Here is an 18,778-nt window from a genome sequence, read left to right as displayed (position 1 = left end):
ATTACCTGATACCGGAGAAGAGCCGCCGATCCCGGGCGAGGGTCTCGACGTGACAGTCGGCGACTGGATCGACATTGAAATATATGTATAATCATAAACAACCATAACTATGAAACACATTTTATCACTGCTCAAGCCTTCGGCTATAGCTATCGCAGCCCTCGTCGCCACTACTGCCTGCAGCAACGACGATGAATCGGACAACATAATGGATCAGGATGCCATCAGGTTCGCACCGGTAGCACACAACGAATCACGTTCTGAACCGATCACGACGAATACGCTCTCGGACTTCCATGTATATGCCTTTACAGATGGCAAACTATATATGGAAAATGTGGAGGTGGTCAAGAACTCCTCCAATGTATGGACCTACTCCCCTGTAGCCCACTGGCCACAGAATTCCGTAAACTTCTATGCCTACGCTCCCGGAGAGTGGCTGACCGGCATACAGACCTCGTTGCAATCCGTGTCGCTTACCAACGACGGCACCCAGGATCTGATCTATGCCGTGACAATGAACCAGACAAAAGGTTCTTCAGCCGTAAAACTCTACTTCCATCATGCTTTGGCCAGAGTGCAGACGAAATTGCTCTCATCCAACACCAATCTTGATGTGAATGTCAAGAATGTGACATTACAGAATATCATGAGCAAGGCCGAATTCACCTTCCCGCAGTCGACAACAAGCGAGAACGGCACCTCAGCCGGAACATGGAACAACGCATCGACCCCTGTCGACTATACTCTTTATCAGGATGCGACCGGACTGTCACTTAGTACTACCGCTACACTCGCATCCAATTCCAATGACGGATATATGCTGCCGCAGGATCTCGCGGAACTGACTTCTACGGGCGGGACATATAGTGGAAGCCTGATAAAGGTAGAGTGTGTGATCAGGTCTACCGCCACCGGCGATGTGCTGTGGCCCAATGCCAACACCCCGGCGCAGCAGAAGCTGACCGCAGCCGACGGCAGCGTCACCGGACTGCTTTATTACCCCCTTTCGAACACAGCAGCTGATCTGACCCACTGGCGCAATGACACCAACTATATCTATGTGATCGATATCGACGAGGCTGAAGGACTCGACGCCATTGAATTCGATCCGGAAGTGAAGGTGTATCTCGAACAGGAGCAGCAGATCTGACGCAACAGGATTCATAGCAATAATACAGCCCGCAGACTCAATTGCCTGCGGGCTGTATTTGTGTTTTCGCCTACGGATGGATCACACGTGGCTGAAGCCACATTGATCCTTATCCGGGGTTACTCTTCGGAGTGCTTTTCGGCATAATCCTTGAGCAATCTTTCCTGAACATCAGACGGGACGAGCTCATAGGAAGCGAATTTCATGCTGAACGACGAGCGTCCGCCGGTGATCGAGCTCAAAGCCGTCGAGTAGCTCGACATCTCTTTGAGAGGCACCTTGGCCGAGATCTTCTCAAATCCGTTCTCGCTCGACATGCCCATTATCATGGCTCGCCGTCCCTGAAGGTCGCTCATCACGTCGCCCATCACGTCGGCCGGAACCATCACGTCGACATCGCACACCGGCTCAAGAATCTTCGGGCTCGCATTGCGGAACGCCTCGCTGAAAGCGTTTCGGCCGGCGAGCCTGAAAGAGATCTCATTGGAATCCACCGGATGCATCTTGCCGTCGTAAATGCATACTCTGACGTCGCGGGCATAAGATCCGGTAAGCGGTCCCTGCTCCATGCGATCCATCAGACCCTTCACAATGGCCGGGATAAAACGCGAGTCGATAGCGCCTCCAACGATACAGTCGCACACCACAAGCTTGCCGCCCCATTCGAGGGGTATTTCCTGGGTGTCGCGTACCTTCATCACATATTCCTGATTGCCGAACTTGTATGATGTCGGCGCCGGCATTCCCTCGGTGTAAGGCTCTATGACCAGATGCACTTCACCGAACTGCCCCGCGCCACCCGACTGCTTCTTGTGGCGGTAGTCGGCACGTGCGGCCTTGGTTATCGTTTCGCGATAAGGGATGCGCGGCTCCTCGAAAACGATCGGAAGCTTATCGTTGTTTTCCACACGCCATTTGAGTGTGCGCAGATGGAATTCGCCCTGTCCGGAGAGAATAGTCTGCTTGAGTTCCTTTGACATCTCCACTTCCCATGTGGGATCCTCCTCGTGCATACGCGTGAGTATGACGCTGAGCTTTTCGGCATCGGCCTCATTGACCGGCCTGATTGCTCGCTGATATTTCGGAGCCGGATATTTGATGAAGTCAAACACATAGTCGCACCCCTTGGCGTCGAGCGTATTGCCGGTGCGCGCGTCTTTCAGCTTGACTGTGGCCCCGATATCGCCGGCACACAGTTGGTCGACCTGTGTCTTGATCTGGCCGCACACGCAATATATCTGTGCTATACGCTCCTTGCTGCCACGATTTACGTTGTCGAGATCCACACCGGGTGTCAGCGTTCCCGACATCACCTTGAAGTAGCTTACTTCACCTATATGCGGCTCTACTGTGGTCTTGAACATATACAGGCTGAGCGGGCCGTCGCTGAGAGGCTTCACTTCTTCGCCGGCAGAGTCGACCGGTGCAGGCATATCCTCCACGAACGGCACCACATTGCCGAGGAATTCCATCATGCGGCGCACGCCCATATCCTTCAGCGCGCTCACGCAGAACACCGGGAAGATCGAACGATCGACCAGCCCTTTCCGGATGCCAAGACGCATTTCGTCTTCGGTAAGATGTTCCTCTTCGAAGAATTTCTCCATCAGCGTCTCATCGTTTTCGGCTGCAGCCTCGACAAGTTGACGGTGCAGTTCCTGAGCCCGCTCACGCTCCTCGGCCGGTATCTCCTCTATGACAGGCACGCCCCCGTCGGGTCCCCAGGAATATTTTTTCATAAGCAGGACGTCGATCATGGCGTTGAAGCCCGGGCCGACACTCAGGGGATATTGTATGGGCACCACTTTTTTGCCGAAGATGTCGCGCATCTGCTCGATGACCGTGTCATATTCGGCTTTTTCGCCGTCGAGCTGATTGAGCGCGAAGATCACCGGTTTGTTGAGCTTGGCACAAGTGCGGAAGATATTCTGAGTACCCACTTCCACTCCATACTGGGCATCGATGAGTATCAGACCGGTATCGGTGACATTGAGAGCCGTGATAGCATTGCCTACAAAGTCATCGGCACCCGGACAGTCTATTACATTCAGTTTCTTGCCAAGGAATTCGGCATAGAAGATGCTTGAAAACACGGAGTAGCCATACTCCTTTTCGACCGGGAAATAGTCGCATACGGTATTGCTGGCTTCGACCGTACCGCGGCGTTTTATCACTCCACACTCGTAGAGCATCGACTCTGCGAGTGTGGTTTTACCCGAGCCCTTGCTACCGAGAAGGGCGATGTTTTTGATTTCGTTGGTCTGATAAACCTTCATGTTATTAGAGGTGTTTGTTAGTTTTTCATTTCAGGGCATCTCTATGCACCAGATTTTCGGAGTGCAATATATGAATTATCCACGTAACGAGGTCACATCGCGCGTATGTTTTACAACATATTTTGAAAAAACAGTGCCTTGACACGCCCGGGATAACTGACAAAACAGAATTTGGCATTATCTTTGCACATAAATTGTGTAAACGACATCCTACACCGATATCCACTACGAGATCATAACGAATGAATAAAGAAATAGTGACCGTAGGCCAGATAGAGGTTGACATGACCTCTTCAATGGCCGAACCCGACTTCAACCATCTGCCACTGCTCACCACCCGCGACCTTGTATTGTTTCCGGGAGTGACAATCCCCATTAGCCTCGGCCGCGAATTTTCCCGCGAACTGGCCAAAATGGCAGCAGACCGCCACATCTATATAGGAGTTGTGGCGCAGACTGATCCTGAAGTGGAGTTTCCCACCGACCAGCTCTGCGACTATGGAGTAATAGCAGAGGTCGTGAAAGTGCTTGAAATCCCCGACGACAAGACCACTGCCATAGTGCGCGCCCACGGCAAGTTCAAGATACTCGACGTGAGAAGCATGGAAACCATACATGGTGCACTGGAGGCCACCGTAAAGCCCATCAAGGAGACCAAGGCGCGCATGACCGACAAGGAGATGGTGGCGCTCGTCAGCACCGTAAAAGATACGGCTGTCAAGATAGTCAAGAAGACCACTGAAGCTCCGCCGGAGATGGTTCTGAACATTGTCGACATATCCGATCCGACCCTGCTGATCAATCTCATTGCCACACATATGCCGCTCCCGATCAGCGCCAAGACCGAAATACTGGCCACTCCGCGCATCAAGGAGCGCGCCTATCGTCTGCTTACCAATATGGCACGCAGCGAACAGATGCTTGACATAGCACAAAGCATCCACGACCGCACCCGGCAGAAGATCTCGGAACAGCAGCGCAACGTGTTCCTGCAGCAGCAGCTTGAGTCGATACGCGAGGAGCTGTATGGCGATGAAGGACCTGACGCCGACGCCGCCAATCTCCGCAAAAAAGCGGCCGAACTTGACATGCCCGAGCCGGTAGTGAAGATTTTCGAACGCGAGCTGTCGAAACTTTCGCGCTACGCGCCACAGAGTCCCGACTACTCCGTGCAGCTGTCATATCTCGAACTTCTCACCGACCTGCCATGGGGCAAGAACGACGCACCGGTCAGCGACATAGCTCATGCACACGAGGTGCTCGACGCCGACCATTTCGGTCTTGAAAAAGTGAAAGAGCGCATACTCGAGCAGATAGCCATGCTGATCAGCGCCCCGTCGAGTCATGCACCGATCATCTGTCTGGTGGGTCCTCCCGGAGTCGGAAAAACCTCTCTCGGACAATCCATAGCCACTGCTCTCGGGCGCAAATACCGGCGTGTGGCTCTCGGCGGTCTGCATGACGAAGCCGAGATACGCGGACACCGGCGCACTTACATTGGAGCCATGCCCGGACGCATCATCGACGCGTTGAGACGCTGCGGCACCAGCAATCCGGTGATATTGCTCGACGAGATCGACAAAATCGGTTCAGATTTCCGTGGCGATCCTTCGTCGGCGTTGCTCGAAGTGCTCGATCCCGAACAGAACTGCCGCTTCCATGACAATTATGTGGATGTTGACTTCGATCTTTCGCAGACGCTTTTCATAGCCACAGCCAATACCCTGTCGAGCATTCCGGCTCCTCTTGTCGACCGCATGGAGATCATCGACATTTCAGGATATCTTCCTGAAGAGAAAACCGAAATCGCACGCCGCCACCTGCTTCCCCGACTGATAGCCGAAGCCGGTGTGGACACCGGCGATGTGAATCTCACCGACGATGCCCTTGCAGCACTCATCGATACATATACGGGTGAGAGCGGAGTGCGCCAGCTTGAGAAACGTCTGGCTGCGATCGTCCGCAAGATTGTTCTCCGCAAAGTGAGCGGACAGTCATGGCCGCAACCTGTCGACAGCGCGGATCTCAACGGCCTGCTCGGAGCGGCACCATATATCAGAGAGCGCTATGAAGGCAACGACTATGCAGGCGTGATCACCGGCCTGGCATGGACCGCCGCAGGAGGCTGCGTGCTTTATGTGGAAACATCGCTATCTCCATCAAAAGGCGAGAAACTGACCCTCACGGGCAAACTCGGCGATGTGATGAAGGAATCCGCCTCCATAGCCCTGCAGCATGTCAGAAGCCACGCCGACAGCCTGGGGATAGCCTCCGACGCGCTGACCGACCGCGCAGTGCATATCCACGTGCCGGAGGGAGCCATACCCAAGGACGGCCCTTCGGCCGGCATCACCATGGCCACGTCGATTGTGTCGGCTCTCACCGGCCGCCGCCCCAAGCCTCGCGTAGCCATGACAGGAGAGCTTACCCTGCGCGGCAAAGTGCTGCCGATAGGGGGAGTCAAAGAGAAGATCCTGGCGGCAAAGCGTGCAGGCATCACTGATGCCATACTGCCCGAGGCCAACCGCAAGGATGTCGACGAGATCCCGGACATATATCTCCATGGGCTCGAAGTGCATTATGTTTCCGACGCCGCACAGGTGTTTGACCTCGCACTGCTCCCGACCGAAACTGCAGACTAACCACACAATCAGGTGACAGGATTTGCTCTTGAAGCTATAAATCCTTAACTTTGCAGAAACAAACTCTTCATCCACCTTTAACAATAATAGACAAACAATCCAGATGGCAAAAATCGGTTCTGTAATGACCCCTGTGGGTCGCAAGGCTCTGCTTCTCGGCAGCGGCGAGTTAGGCAAGGAAGTGGCTCTCGAGCTGCAACGCTATGGTGTGGAAGTAGTGGCATGCGACAAGTATGCCAACGCCCCAGCCATGCAGGTGGCTCACCGCAGCCACGTGTTCAACATGCTCGACGAAGCCGAGTTGCGCCGCATCATAGAGCTTGAGAAACCCGACCATATCATACCTGAAGTCGAGGCCATAGCCACTTCGGTGCTAAAAGAACTCGAAGCCGATGGATTCAACGTCACTCCTACGGCTACAGCTGCATGGCTGACCATGAACCGCGAGGGCATCAGACGTCTGGCCGACGAAGAACTTGGCATAAGAACTTCCGACTACCGCTTCGCATCGGACTACGATGAATTCAAGACAGCCGTGGAAGCTGTCGGAATACCTTGTGTGGTAAAGCCGATCATGAGTTCATCGGGTCATGGACAGTGCACTGTCAAGAACCCCGAAGAGATCGACCACGCGTGGCAGACAGCCCAGGAGGGTGGACGTGCAGGCGCCGGACGTGTTATCGTGGAAGGATTTGTTGATTTCGACTATGAGATAACTCTCCTTACTGTCAGAAGCTGTTCGGGCACCACATTCTGCGAGCCGGTAGGACACATACAGATCGACGGTGACTACCGCTATTCGTGGCAGCCGCAGCCTATGTCGGCTACAGCTATCGAAAAAGCACGCGACATAGCCCGCAAAGTGACGGATGCTCTCGGCGGATACGGCATCTTCGGAGTGGAGCTTTTCATAAAAGGCGACGACGTGATTTTCAGCGAAGTATCACCCCGTCCGCATGACACAGGGATGGTGACCATGATATCGCAGGATTTGAGCGAATTCGCTCTTCACGCCCGTGCGCTTCTCGGACTTCCGGTGCCTGAAATACGCTTCTTTGGTCCGTCGGCATCGAGAGCCGTCGTGGTCGAGGGCGATACCGACAAGATCGAGATGGACTCGCTGGAACATGTGCTCGAAGAGCCGGGTACGCAGATGCGCATATTCGGCAAGCCTGAAATCAAGGGACATCGCCGAATGGGAGTAATCCTTGCCACAGCTGACACCCTTGAGGAGGCTCGCGCCAAAGCGGATCGCGCCTACGACAAGCTCAAAGTCAACGTGCTCCCCCGCTAACAGACTCCAGATCACTGCGTAAAAAAAATATATCAACAAGCACTGTGCCGCCACGAACCGGCATGGTGCTTCACTTTTGAATCACTCCCGGCAAAACTCACCAAGGCGATATGACGTTGTAAGAGTATGTCGTGGACTTAACACATATGCCCCTTGACTATGCAATCTGAACATATCACCGGCCTGACGGCACACCAAGTCGAAGAAAACCGTTTGAAATATGGTGAAAACATAATCACGCCACCGCCACGCAGGCCGGCGTGGAAGCTTTTTCTCGAAAAATTCCGTGATCCGCTGATCATCATACTCCTGATTGCCGGCGTGTTGTCGGTAGGTATATCATGTTACGAATACTGGGGTCTTCACGAAGGAGCCACGGTATTTTTCGAGCCGGTGGGAATATTCGCCGCAATACTGCTTGCCACCGGTCTGGCTTTCTATTTCGAACAGAAGGCCGACAAGGAATTCGCCATACTCAACAAAGTCAACGACGATGAGCTGGTGCAAGTGATCCGCGAGGGTAATCCCACAATGGTAACGAAACGTGAAGTAGTCTACGGAGATATAGTCGTGATCACTACAGGGATGGAGATTCCGGCCGACGGACAGCTACTCGAAGCGGTGAGCCTCAACATCGACGAATCCACGCTGACAGGCGAGCCTATGGCTCACAAGACCACCGTCGAGGCCGACTTCGATCCCGACGCGACGTTCCCTTCGGACCACGCGATGCGCGGCACCAAAGTGATGGAAGGACACGGAGTGATGAGAGTCACGGCCGTAGGCGACCACACGGAAAACGGCAAAGTATTCGAGGCTGCGAGAATCGACGATCATATCAAAACGCCACTCGACGAGCAGTTTGACAAGCTTGGCCGGCTGATCACCCGTTGTGCATACGCCGTAGCTGTCGCCATAGTGATAGGCCGCGTGATAATGTACGTCACCAGCACACCGTTTGAATGGATGTCGTTTATGGCATATCTGCTGCAGACATTCATGATCGCAGTGACACTTGTCGTGGTGTCGGTGCCTGAAGGTCTGCCTATGGCAGTCACTCTCGCTTTGGCCTATTCTATGCGACGGATGCTGAAGACCAACAACCTCGTGCGCAAGCTACACGCATGCGAAACGATGGGCGCCACCACTGTCATCTGCACCGATAAGACCGGTACGCTCACCCAGAACCAGATGCGAGTGTCAGCGATGAAAATATCCGATACGATACCGCATGATCTGCTTGTTGAAGGCATTGCGGCCAACTCGACCGCCGAGCTTGATCTGAGCGGCGAGAAACCGTCGGTGATAGGCAATCCTACCGAGGGCGCCCTGCTACTTTGGCTTCGTGATCAGGGAGCCGACTACCGGAAGATCCGCGACAGTCTGACAACGATCGACGAGCTGCCGTTTACCACCGAACGCAAATATATGGCCACTGCCGTCAGCAATGCCTCCGGGCGTCGGATGCTGTATGTCAAAGGGGCACCGGAGATCGTGTTCGGCATGTCGGATGACGCTTGTGGCACATCGCGCGCAGAGATCGACAGAGAGCTGCTTGAATTCCAAAACCAGGGCATGCGCACACTCGGATTTGCCTGCAAACCGCTTGATGACGGCGAAGACCCCGTGAAAGACGGTAAAATCGTCGCAAATGGACTTACATTCATGGGGATCGCATCCATATCCGATCCAATCAGACCTGATGTGGCTGATGCTGTCAAGGATGTGAACGATGCGGGTATCAATGTGAAAATCGTCACCGGCGACACGCCGGCTACAGCTCGGGAAATCGGCCGCCAGATAGGCATCTGGACAGACACAGACAGCGCCGAGGCAATCATCACCGGTCAGGAGTTCGAAGCTCTTGACGACGAGCAGCTGCTGCAACGTGTGGAGGGACTCAAAATCATAGCACGCGCACGTCCGATGGACAAGAAACGCCTTGTCGAAGCCCTGCAGAGCAAGGGAGAGGTAGTGGCTGTGACCGGCGACGGGACCAACGACGCACCGGCTCTGAAAGCCGCACAGGTAGGCCTGTCGATGGGCGACGGGACATCGGTGGCTAAAGAGGCTTCCGACATAACGATCATCGACAATTCGTTCTCATCAATCGGGAAGGCCGTCATGTGGGGACGCTCGCTCTACCGCAACATACAGCGCTTCATCCTTTTTCAGATGACAGTCAATATAGTGGCATGCCTCATAGTGCTATGCGGAGCGTTCATGGGAATGCAGTCGCCACTCACCGTCACCCAGATGCTGTGGGTAAACCTGATCATGGATACGTTTGCCGCCATGGCATTGGCGTCGCTGCCTCCCACGCCATCGGTAATGCACGACGCCCCGCGCGACCGACGCGAATTCATAATCACACGTCCCATGCGCCGGTTTATAATCGGTACGGGGGGACTGTTTTTCGCCGTACTTCTCGCTTTCCTATATTATCTCAAGCACACGGATCTGACATCGCTGACACAGATCGGGCATCTTCCGATACATAATGACACCGGCCTGTCGGCATACGAACTGTCAGTGTTTTTCACCACATTTGTATTCCTTCAATTCTGGAACATGTTCAATGCACGCGCATTCGAAACCGGACGCTCGGCCTTTCACTTCAAGGATTGCGAAGGTTTTGTGGCGATAGCGGTCATGATACTGATAGGACAGGTGATGATTGTCAATGTCGGCGACGAACTGTTCAATGTGGTTCCGCTCCACATTTCCGACTGGGTGATAATCATACTGTCGACATCGTCAGTGTTATGGATCGGCGAACTGCTGCGATGGTGGGAGCGCCGTCTATCGTGAGGACAAGGCCACTATATAGTCGATAGCGAAATCGAGCATAGTGTCACGGCCGTCGAAAGCATCCTGCGGATCCATATCGACCTCACATCCCGGCGTAGGCTCTACCCCGGCCTCTGTGGAACGCCCCGTGGCATCGACAAGAGGCGACGCCGACAGGCGTATCCCCCAGCCATTGGGAAGCTCATAGCTGACAGGCATACCGCATCCACCACCTGTGACAGCCCCGGCCACCGTCACGTTTGGCAGCTGCTTCATGACTGCGGTGAAATAATTGGCGGCCGAGAAGGTACCACGGTTGGTGAGTATTACCACCGGCTTAGTCCACACGATATGGCCGTCGCCCACAGGCTTGATTGTCACGGCATAGGGAGTGGAGAAATCGTTGTGTCCCGGACCGGTCTTATGATAGATATATCCGCCGGTAAACGGCTGGTTGACGAAATGCGAAGCAAGATCGTTGGCATTCGACACCATACCGCCACCGTTGTCACGTATGTCGATGATAAGTCCGCTTGTCATTGAGAACGACGCGAGGATATAATCGATATTGCCCGCTCCGAGTCCGGAGTCAAAAGTCGGCCACCTCAGATAGCCGACATTTGACAGCAACACGCCATAATCGGCAACACCGAGCGAAGTATAGCCGAAAGCGAAATAATTCTGCTGTATGATCCGCGCATCGAAATTATGAGGGTAATCGCTCCACCATTTGCGATAATACGACGTAGCAAACGGAGCCGACAGATTGACATGACCGTCGCGCAGCTCGTCGAGCATGGCCGACATTACCGCAAACAATGACTTCGATGACATATTGGTGCGCACCTGCGCTCTATATACATCGCCGACCTCGTCCCAGTCAATGTTTTTATCGGCAAAGAAGCAGTAATGCTCGTCGACAATAGTCCATAATGCCTCGAAATTGCCTTGAGGTGTATTATCGTAGTCGGGCAACTCGTGACAGCCTGAAAAAAACGCCAGCACACATAATGCAGCTACGGCCGCCAATGATTGTATTTTATTCATATAGAGCATGGATCATACGTGCCTTGGGTGGAATCTTTTTGCTGGGGCTTACCGACAGCCATTCGCCTGAAACTCCTATGACCGCGCAATGGCGCAGCATGCGTGAAGTGATATCGCTGGCTTTTGTGGAGAGCAACTGTCCGGAATAACCGATACGCAGCGATGTGTTGCCGAAGTGAAGATCGGCAGTCAGACGGTGATCAAGCGCAAAATAGTTGCCCCACCATGCCATACGCGCCAGACCGGAATGATTGCCGAGATATATTTCATAATAAAGTTCGCCATAGTCAGGTGAAAAGAACACGCCCGTAAGCGGCACCGAAGGCCTGTAGCAGACAGTCACCGGCAGACGTCCGAGGCGAGTGTTCCATGCGGCATAAGCTGTCAGATCGACTGTGAGAGCCACCTTGGCCGACGCCGGATTATTGCCGTTGCGCTGCGAATACAGGCATCCGGCCTTAAATCCCGGCCCAATGCCGAAACCTATGGTAAGCCCTGAAAGCGGCCGCACGCGCCGCATCATGGCCCACCGGGCCTCAACTCCCCAATACCACATGGTGGCATTACCTACGCGATTGAGGCTCCGCTTCGCATCGATCCGGGCATCAAGAGCCATCACCCACCGCTCGGGTGAGAATTTCATGGCCTGCATGCGTCCGTATCCAAATCCGACACTCCATCCGGAATACCGTATAGGTGACAGATATGTGTCGGCGATATGCGCCGACCCGGCTTCCACAGTATAGGCTGCTGTCACCGGCCGCAGTATTTCTGTTTCAGGCTCTGAAGCTGACGACATGACGGTGACCGACAGCGCTGCGGCAAAAGCCACTATTCTATGACGAAGACAGTCCATCAGAATATGCGCTGCTGCCCCGTCAGCTCATCGCGCACTTCGTCGTCGGACTGTGCGTTCGGTTCATTTTCATTTCCCAAGCCGTCATCGTCATCCGACTGCATTTCGGCCATATTCTCCGGTTCGGTCTTTTCGCGCGGCTTTATTTCGGTAATAGATGCCACCTCATAGGTGGTCAGGCGCTTGCCCTTGGCACGAAGCGACTTCACGGCCACAAACTCCTCTGCATCGAGAGTCATAGGCATACGGATCTCATCGACTCCGGCAAACGTCACGGTGAACCGTGCTCCATCCTTGTCGCTCAACGCTATCAGAGTCGACCGCTCGTTGTCGCCGAGATAGCGCTGACGACGTGTCGAAGGCTCGAACTTGAAACGCTTCACATAAGGATAGTTGCCCTGCGAGGCATCGCGCAGTATCGCCGTCCATACAACTTCAGGACGGAACCGCTCGATAAACATGATATCGTCATCATAGTGATTGGACGCATCAAACGATGTGGTGTAGTACTCGCCATTGTTGAGAACCACCAGCACAAGATCATTGGGTCCGAATTCTCCGAGATACTCTCCACGACCGTCATAGTTGATGCGGAGCACGTCGTGGTCAAACCACACCTGACGGCCTCCGAGCGTCGACTGACCTTTACGGTTGAGAGTGAAGTGATGCACTTCGTTCTTGGTGACAATGTTGCCCATGGCTCCGCGTCCCTTTATGGCAAGATCGGCGAAATCCACGTCGAACTGCAATGTCTTCAACCGCGCCTTCGGCTTAAGAACCACTTTGACCGATTCGGCCTCACCGTTGGAATTGGCCGTGAACCATACCACCTTTGAGCCGGATTTCCCTTGCGTGAGATCATACACCCTGTCGCGTGTCATGCCGGTGACCGAGAAGCGTTTCATGTAGTATGTGCCACCCTTGCCGTCCTGATATATGACGTTGTAGACCGTGCGCACATCGTTGCGCTTGAACAGGCCCACATGTATGATACCCTTGCCTACCGACACTTTTTCCTGAACGCGTATCACCTTATATTTGCCGTCGCGATAGAACAGTATGACGTCGTCAATGCTAGAACAGTTGAACAGGAATGCCTTCTCGCGCTTTTCAGGATCTATTTTCAGCGCCGTGCCTATAAATCCCTCGTCGCGGTCGATATAGAGTTTTTCGGTCGCTTCGGCCACGTTGGCGGCCTCGATGCTGTCAAAATTTCTTATGACTGTCTGCCTCGGATATGCGGCTCCGTATTTCTCCTTAAGATGCTCAAACCAACGTATGGTATATTCGGTCAGAGAATCAAGATCGCCCTGCAGCTCTTCGATCCTCTGGTTGAATGCTGCAATAGCCTCATCGGCCGACTCAGAACTAAAACGCAGTATGCGGCTCATCTTTATTTCAAGCAGCCGGAGCAGATCGTCGTCGGTAACCTGACGGAGAAGTTTCTCCTTCCATGGCTCCAGACGCCTTTCTATATGCCTGATAGCCTCGTTCTTCGACCGGCTTTCCTCAAATTCGCGATCCTTATAGATGCGCTCTTCTATGAATATCTTCTCAAGGGTTGCAAAGAGCAACTGCTCCATGACCTCTCCAAGCTTGATAAGCAGTTCGGCCTTGAATATCTCGCGGGTATGGTCGACATTATGGCGCAACACATCGCTTACTCCAAGGAAACGTGGCTTGTTGTCGTGGATCACACAGCAGTTGGGCGACAGCTGCAACTCACAGGAAGTAAACGCATACAGGGCATCGATAGCTTTGTCGCTCGAGGTTCCGGGCTGCAGGCTGATAATGATCCTTGCCGTGCGTGAAGTATTGTCGTCGACGCGTCTAATCTTGATCTTGCCCTTGTCGTTGGCCTTTATTATGGTTTCGATGAGGGTCTCAGTGGTCAGTCCGAATGGTATTTCGGTTATTGCGAGGGTCTTGCTGTCGATTTTTTCAATCTTGGCTCTGACCTTGATTCTACCGCCGCGAGCGCCGTCATTGTAGCGCGACACGTCGATAAATCCTCCGGTCGGGAAGTCGGGATAGAGAGTGAACGGCTCGTTTTTCAGATACGCGACGGCAGCATCAAGAATTTCGTTGAAATTATGGGGCATGATCAGCGACGACAGTCCCACGGCGATACCGCCCACGCCCTGCGACAACAGAAGCGGAAACTTGGCCGGTAGTGTGACCGGCTCCTTGTCGCGCCCGTCGTAGCTGGGCACCCATTCTGTCACCTTGGGATTATACAGCACTTCCACCGCAAACGGCGACAGACGTGCCTCTATATAACGGCCGGCAGCCGCCGACGCTCCTGTCAGCGTATTGCCCCAGTTGCCCTGCGTATCCACAAGCAACTGCTTCTGACCGAGCTGCACCAGGGCGCCGTAGATCGAACGGTCGCCATGGGGATGGAATGCCATGGTGGCACCTACGATATTTGCAACCTTGATGAAGTGCTCGTCGTCGAGCTTTTTCATGGTATGCAGAATACGCCTCTGCACCGGTTTCAGACCGTCGTCGATATGAGGTATCGCACGGTCGAGAATGGCATACGAAGCATAGTCAAGATACCAGCTCTGGAACATGCCGCGCAATTGATGGCGCACCACGTCATCGCTCAGATCGACCAACATGGATTCGAAACCGCCTTCGGTGGCTTCGCCGTTATCCTCTTCGTCGTCGGCACTGACTCCGTATATTTCTTCTTCGTCGTCGTTGTATTCGTCGCTCATGTGATATGACTGGTGATAAATGGTTTTCTATATTGTAGTGTAAGATGCAGCCGGCAGTTGATGTGTGGGTCTACGATGCTCCTTTGATGGATTCGTAGATAGCCTTCATCATAAGTCCTCGCGGGTTGAGCCGCGTGAAAGCCCGGTTGTGGCGCGAGGGATTTACTCTGTTGGAGAGAAACACGAAAATGAGTTCGTTTTCCGGGTCGATCCAGAAACAGGTGCCCGTAAATCCGGTATGACCGAATATGGAATAGCCGTCGGTATCATCCTTGCTCAGCGGATTGCCCATAAGGTCGAATCCGAGGGCGCGCTTGCCCCCCTGACTGCGGCTGTCGGTGAATTTTCTTACAGTTGCGGCACTCAGCAGGCGCTCGCCGCCATAGACACCGCCGTTGAGCAGCATCTGCGAATATTTGGCGACATCCGACGCGGTGGAAAACAGTCCGGCATTGCCCTGCACTCCACCTGAAAAGGCTGCGATCTCGTCATGGACATATCCGCGGACGGTCTGACGGCGCAAAAAGGCATCGTTTTCGGTCGGCGCTATCTTTGACAGGGAATAATATTCGCGCGGCCGGAAGCCGGTGTGCCATGCGCCGAGCGGCCCGAAAATCTCCGACCTGACCCAACGGGCGTGATCGGTACCGGTCACGTTCTCCTCCATCTCCATGAGAAGACAGAAGTTGAGGCAACTGTAACGAAATGACTTGGATGCACGGAGAGGCGCCTGATATATCCGGCTCATTATCGTGTCACGGAGAGTTGTCCCGCCATATATGCCGGAGGCTATCTCTATGGGATTGTCTTTGGTGGCCGACAGGCTTGTAATATCTCGGCGCATGCGTGCGCTGCTGTTGCCGTAGACGCGCGATGCAATACGTATGCCATAGCCTGCCGTCTGACGGCCCTTGGTGAGCGGACCGGTGTAACTGGCCGGATCCATCATCACTTTGCTTACGTTGATGATCGCCGGCATTCCCGATTCGTGATAGAGAAGCTGCGACGGCGTAAGGTCGGACTTTTCGGTGTCAGTCAGTTCGGGGATATATTGCGAGATCGGATCGTCAAGCCGAAACAGTCCTTCGTCATAAGCTTTCATCAGTCCGGCCACGGTTGCAGTGGCTTTGGTCATCGACGCCACGTCATAGAGTGTTTCGCCCGTCACATCGGCACCTCCGCGCTCCAGTTTGCCATAAGCCGCGTCGACAACCACTCTGCCTCTGCGCGCCACGACAACCTGACAGCCCGGATAGGCTCCGGAAGCCACTCCGGCGCGTGCTATCGAATCAATGCGGCGCGTCAGGTCGGGATCAAGCCCCACGGCTTGAGGCGAGGCATAGCCAAGACGGGTGCATACGATATCACTGCCGGCTCCAAGCGGAGCAAGCCCCGGAACGGCCACCGGCATACGCCCGGTGACATCTATGCCTCCGAACACGGCCTGAGCCGCAGCCTTGCGCATAGCCTTTATGTCGTCGCCGCCGACAAGCACTGCGCCATAACTGCCGAGCGCCGCCGACAGGCCGGAGATCTTGATGGGGTTGGCAAGCACCACAGCCACCTTAGACCGTGTGTCGATCTGCTTCAGGGCAGCGGCAGCCCATGACGATGAGGTGGTCACCAGCACTATGGCCAGATCCGATTTGTTGATCTCGGCTATCTTTGCCGCCGGAATCGGCCCGGTGGTAAATCCATAGGCTGTGATACGGGCGTATTTGCGGCAATATTCGCTAAAAGTATTCTCGGCCGCCGCACCAAGCGTCACCACGGCTATCTTCCGGTCAGAAAGAGCGCCTACAGGAATCAGGCCGCCATCGTTGCGCACACAGACCATCGATGCTTCGGCAAGCCGTTCTATCATATCTTTGGCGGCATCGGAATTGAGCCGCGATGCTATCCCAGCCACTTTCGGGCGCGCGGAATTCACGAGGCCTGACCGATGTTTCCACACAAGTATTTTGCGACAGCTATTATTGACCTGTTTTTCAGAGATCTCGCCAGATTTCACCGCCGCTACTACGGCCTGAATGTCGCTGACGAGCGAGCGGGGCTGCAGCAGCACGTCGGCGCCGGCTTTCAGAGCGGCCACACAATTGTTGGCTTCGTCGGAGGTTTTCGCTCCTTTCATCGCCAAAGCGTCGGTGAACACTATACCGTTGAATTTCATGCGTTTTTTGAGCAGACCTGTGGTGATGGCGGCCGACAATGATGCCGGCGTCCCGGTCGGATCCAGAGCCGGTACGGTCAGATGCCCGGTCATGATGCCCGGCATACCGGCAGCGATATAGTCGCGAAACGGCACGAGTTCGGTCTGTTCGAGCTGCTGTGCCGTGCGGTTGAGCACCGGAAGCGCATGGTGCGAGTCGGTATCCGTGTCGCCGTGTCCGGGAAAATGTTTGCCGACAGGCATGACGCCGCCATCGGCCAGTCCACGCGAAAAAGCCACTCCAAGACGGCTTACCCTCTCGGGATCCTCGCCAAACGAACGATAGCCGATGACCGGATTGCGCGGGTTGGAATTGACATCGAGCACAGGGGCGAAGTCGACTCCTATGCCAAGTTCGCGGCACTGTCTCGCCACTTCGCGTCCGTAGTCATACAGCAGATTGTCGTCGGCAATAGCTCCCAGACAGATGTTATAGGGGAAGCGCGGCGCGTCGGTCACACGCATGGCCGGACCCCATTCGCCATCGAGTGTGACCATCAACGGAACCGCAGCCACAGATCCGGCGAAATCAATCAGTCCGGCATAGTCGGACGCTTTGCCTTTGCCGAGCAATATGCCACCGACCTTCTGTCGGGCCACAACATTGCGCAGCTGCGACTGTCCGGCTGCATTGTAGGCAATATCAAACCTCGGCACCATCAGTTGCGCCACACGGTCGCGCAGACTCATGGAGGCCATCACTGAATCAGCCCAGCGAGCGCTTTCGCCAGCCTCTTCAAAGTCTGACGACGAAGGGGTGACGCCGGTGGCGCGGTTGATGCCCGGTATGGCAACAATACAGGCACACGCCAAGGCCATATATCTTATAAAACCCGGTATCTTCATATTTAGATTTCCTAAGATTACTGTTTGTCGCCGATCGGCATCCTCACGGCAGTGTCAGGAGTTATTCTCTTTCCGAGGCTCGACTTTCCGGCGAGAAGTCCGATAACATCGTCGTAAAGCAACGCCTCGCTACGTTTCTCTATAGCGGCATTCTTCAGACTGCTAAGGAAATCGCCGCCAAGAGCGAGGTAGTCGATGGTGGCGACTTTATATCTCCGCAATGGGTCGATCTTCCTGCCATTGACCAGGACTTCGCGGCATGTCAGCGTCAAGGGATCGATCTCCGCCATGGCTCCGCTGATGCCGTCGCCCTTGCGCCCGGCCATTACTTCAAAAGCTTGAAGCAGGTCGGCTCCGGTCACGTCTATCACCACCACATGGTTGTCGAACGGAAGCATCTGCATGACCGCACCCTTTGTTATCGTGCCGCTGTCGAGATCGCACCGTATGCCGCCCCGGTTCATTATTGCCATATCCACAGGCGCTCCATTGAGGCGTGTACCGATCTCCATGACAAGGTCGCTGATCAGATTGACCAACCCCCAGTCGGCCTTGCGCAACGGAGCCGACGCCTCAGCCACCGGAATAGACAGAATCGAGTCAACCGTCGACCGATAAGGCTCAAGGATTTCGGCCACGGCAGGATTCACCCGATCGTCAAGACGCGAATCGACCGGTATAACCGAAGTTGTCACCTTAAGATCGGCCAGATCTATGTCGGCCTTGCCCACATAGGCGCCAGTCGATCCGGCCTGGGCTATGATCACGCTGTCGCCATTGGCATTGAGCGCGAACCATGCCGGCGATTCAGGATCGGAAGGATTGACGAGCGTGTGGGAATGTCCGCCGATGATGAGATCTATATCCTCGCTGTTTCGGGCAAGATCCATGTCGGTATAACCGGGGGCTACAGCATGTCCGATATGCGTCAGTGCCACCACC

10 protein-coding genes are annotated in these 18,778 nt (G+C 54.5%); 4 read left to right on the top strand and 6 right to left on the bottom strand.

The features are described from left to right. The first annotated feature begins 109 nt into the window (after nucleotides 1-109). Nucleotides 110-1,153, top strand: coding sequence for a fimbrillin family protein (locus C5O24_RS04035; RefSeq protein ID WP_107681499.1), 1,044 nt, complete (start codon nucleotides 110-112; stop codon nucleotides 1,151-1,153). A 119-nt stretch (nucleotides 1,154-1,272) separates the two neighbouring features. Here C5O24_RS04035 and fusA2 read toward each other — a convergent pair whose 3' ends face one another. Next, nucleotides 1,273-3,429 (bottom strand): elongation factor G2, encoded by a 2,157-nt coding sequence (gene fusA2 / locus C5O24_RS04030; protein WP_107036310.1) that lies wholly within the window; start codon nucleotides 3,427-3,429, stop codon nucleotides 1,273-1,275. 242 nt (nucleotides 3,430-3,671) lie between these two features. Between fusA2 and lon the strand changes: the two genes are divergently transcribed. The 3 genes from lon (at nucleotide 3,672) to C5O24_RS04015 (ending at nucleotide 10,176) form a co-directional block, all read left to right on the top strand. Beyond that, entirely contained in the window at nucleotides 3,672-6,071 is a 2,400-nt protein-coding gene (lon, locus tag C5O24_RS04025; RefSeq protein WP_107681498.1) for an endopeptidase La, read from the top strand. A 103-nt stretch (nucleotides 6,072-6,174) separates the two neighbouring features. Then, a complete protein-coding gene (gene purT / locus C5O24_RS04020; RefSeq protein WP_107681497.1) occupies nucleotides 6,175-7,365 on the top strand; it encodes a formate-dependent phosphoribosylglycinamide formyltransferase in 1,191 nt (396 codons plus the stop codon). A gap of 159 nt (nucleotides 7,366-7,524) precedes the next feature. Next, nucleotides 7,525-10,176, top strand: a complete 2,652-nt coding sequence (locus tag C5O24_RS04015) for a calcium-translocating P-type ATPase, PMCA-type (RefSeq protein ID WP_107681496.1) — start codon at nucleotides 7,525-7,527, stop codon at nucleotides 10,174-10,176. Here C5O24_RS04015 and C5O24_RS04010 read toward each other — a convergent pair. From C5O24_RS04010 to C5O24_RS03990, 5 genes are all read right to left on the bottom strand, one after another. Continuing rightward, entirely contained in the window at nucleotides 10,168-11,202 is a 1,035-nt protein-coding gene (locus tag C5O24_RS04010) for a S41 family peptidase (protein ID WP_161553797.1), read from the bottom strand. The genes C5O24_RS04015 and C5O24_RS04010 overlap by 9 nt on opposite strands. Next, on the bottom strand, nucleotides 11,195-12,058 hold the full coding sequence (locus C5O24_RS04005) for a DUF3316 domain-containing protein (protein WP_107681500.1): 864 nt from the start codon (nucleotides 12,056-12,058) through the stop codon (nucleotides 11,195-11,197). The genes C5O24_RS04010 and C5O24_RS04005 overlap by 8 nt, the downstream gene beginning before the upstream one ends. Next, a complete protein-coding gene (locus tag C5O24_RS04000) occupies nucleotides 12,058-14,781 on the bottom strand; it encodes a DNA gyrase/topoisomerase IV subunit A (protein WP_107681494.1) in 2,724 nt (907 codons plus the stop codon). The genes C5O24_RS04005 and C5O24_RS04000 overlap by 1 nt, the downstream gene beginning before the upstream one ends. A 70-nt stretch (nucleotides 14,782-14,851) precedes the next feature. Continuing rightward, nucleotides 14,852-17,836, bottom strand: a complete 2,985-nt coding sequence (locus tag C5O24_RS03995; protein ID WP_107681493.1) for a serine hydrolase domain-containing protein — start codon at nucleotides 17,834-17,836, stop codon at nucleotides 14,852-14,854. 17 nt (nucleotides 17,837-17,853) lie between these two features. Beyond that, nucleotides 17,854-18,778, bottom strand: a 925-nt coding sequence (locus C5O24_RS03990; protein WP_205961062.1) for a bifunctional metallophosphatase/5'-nucleotidase, incomplete at its 5' end; no start/stop codon positions are given.

Origin of the sequence: Paramuribaculum intestinale (assembly GCF_003024925.1) — a bacterium.
Classification (GTDB): domain Bacteria; phylum Bacteroidota; class Bacteroidia; order Bacteroidales; family Muribaculaceae; genus Paramuribaculum; species Paramuribaculum intestinale.
Note: the sequence above shows the minus strand (reverse complement) of the source record. Positions and strands in the feature narration are given on the sequence as shown.

Bases quoted from the DNA above. Each gene is read 5' to 3' on its own strand.
- C5O24_RS04005 (WP_107681500.1), bottom strand. From the start codon at position 12,058: ATGGACTGTCTTCGTCATAGAATAGTGGCTTTTGCCGCAGCGCTGTCG.
- C5O24_RS04000 (WP_107681494.1), bottom strand. From the start codon at position 14,781: ATGAGCGACGAATACAACGACGACGAAGAAGAAATATACGGAGTCAGT.
- C5O24_RS04010 (WP_161553797.1), bottom strand. From the start codon at position 11,202: ATGAATAAAATACAATCATTGGCGGCCGTAGCTGCATTATGTGTGCTG.
- fusA2 (WP_107036310.1), bottom strand. From the start codon at position 3,429: ATGAAGGTTTATCAGACCAACGAAATCAAAAACATCGCCCTTCTCGGT.
- C5O24_RS04035 (WP_107681499.1), top strand. From the start codon at position 110: ATGAAACACATTTTATCACTGCTCAAGCCTTCGGCTATAGCTATCGCA.
- lon (WP_107681498.1), top strand. From the start codon at position 3,672: ATGAATAAAGAAATAGTGACCGTAGGCCAGATAGAGGTTGACATGACC.
- purT (WP_107681497.1), top strand. From the start codon at position 6,175: ATGGCAAAAATCGGTTCTGTAATGACCCCTGTGGGTCGCAAGGCTCTG.
- C5O24_RS04015 (WP_107681496.1), top strand. From the start codon at position 7,525: ATGCAATCTGAACATATCACCGGCCTGACGGCACACCAAGTCGAAGAA.
- C5O24_RS03995 (WP_107681493.1), bottom strand. From the start codon at position 17,836: ATGAAGATACCGGGTTTTATAAGATATATGGCCTTGGCGTGTGCCTGT.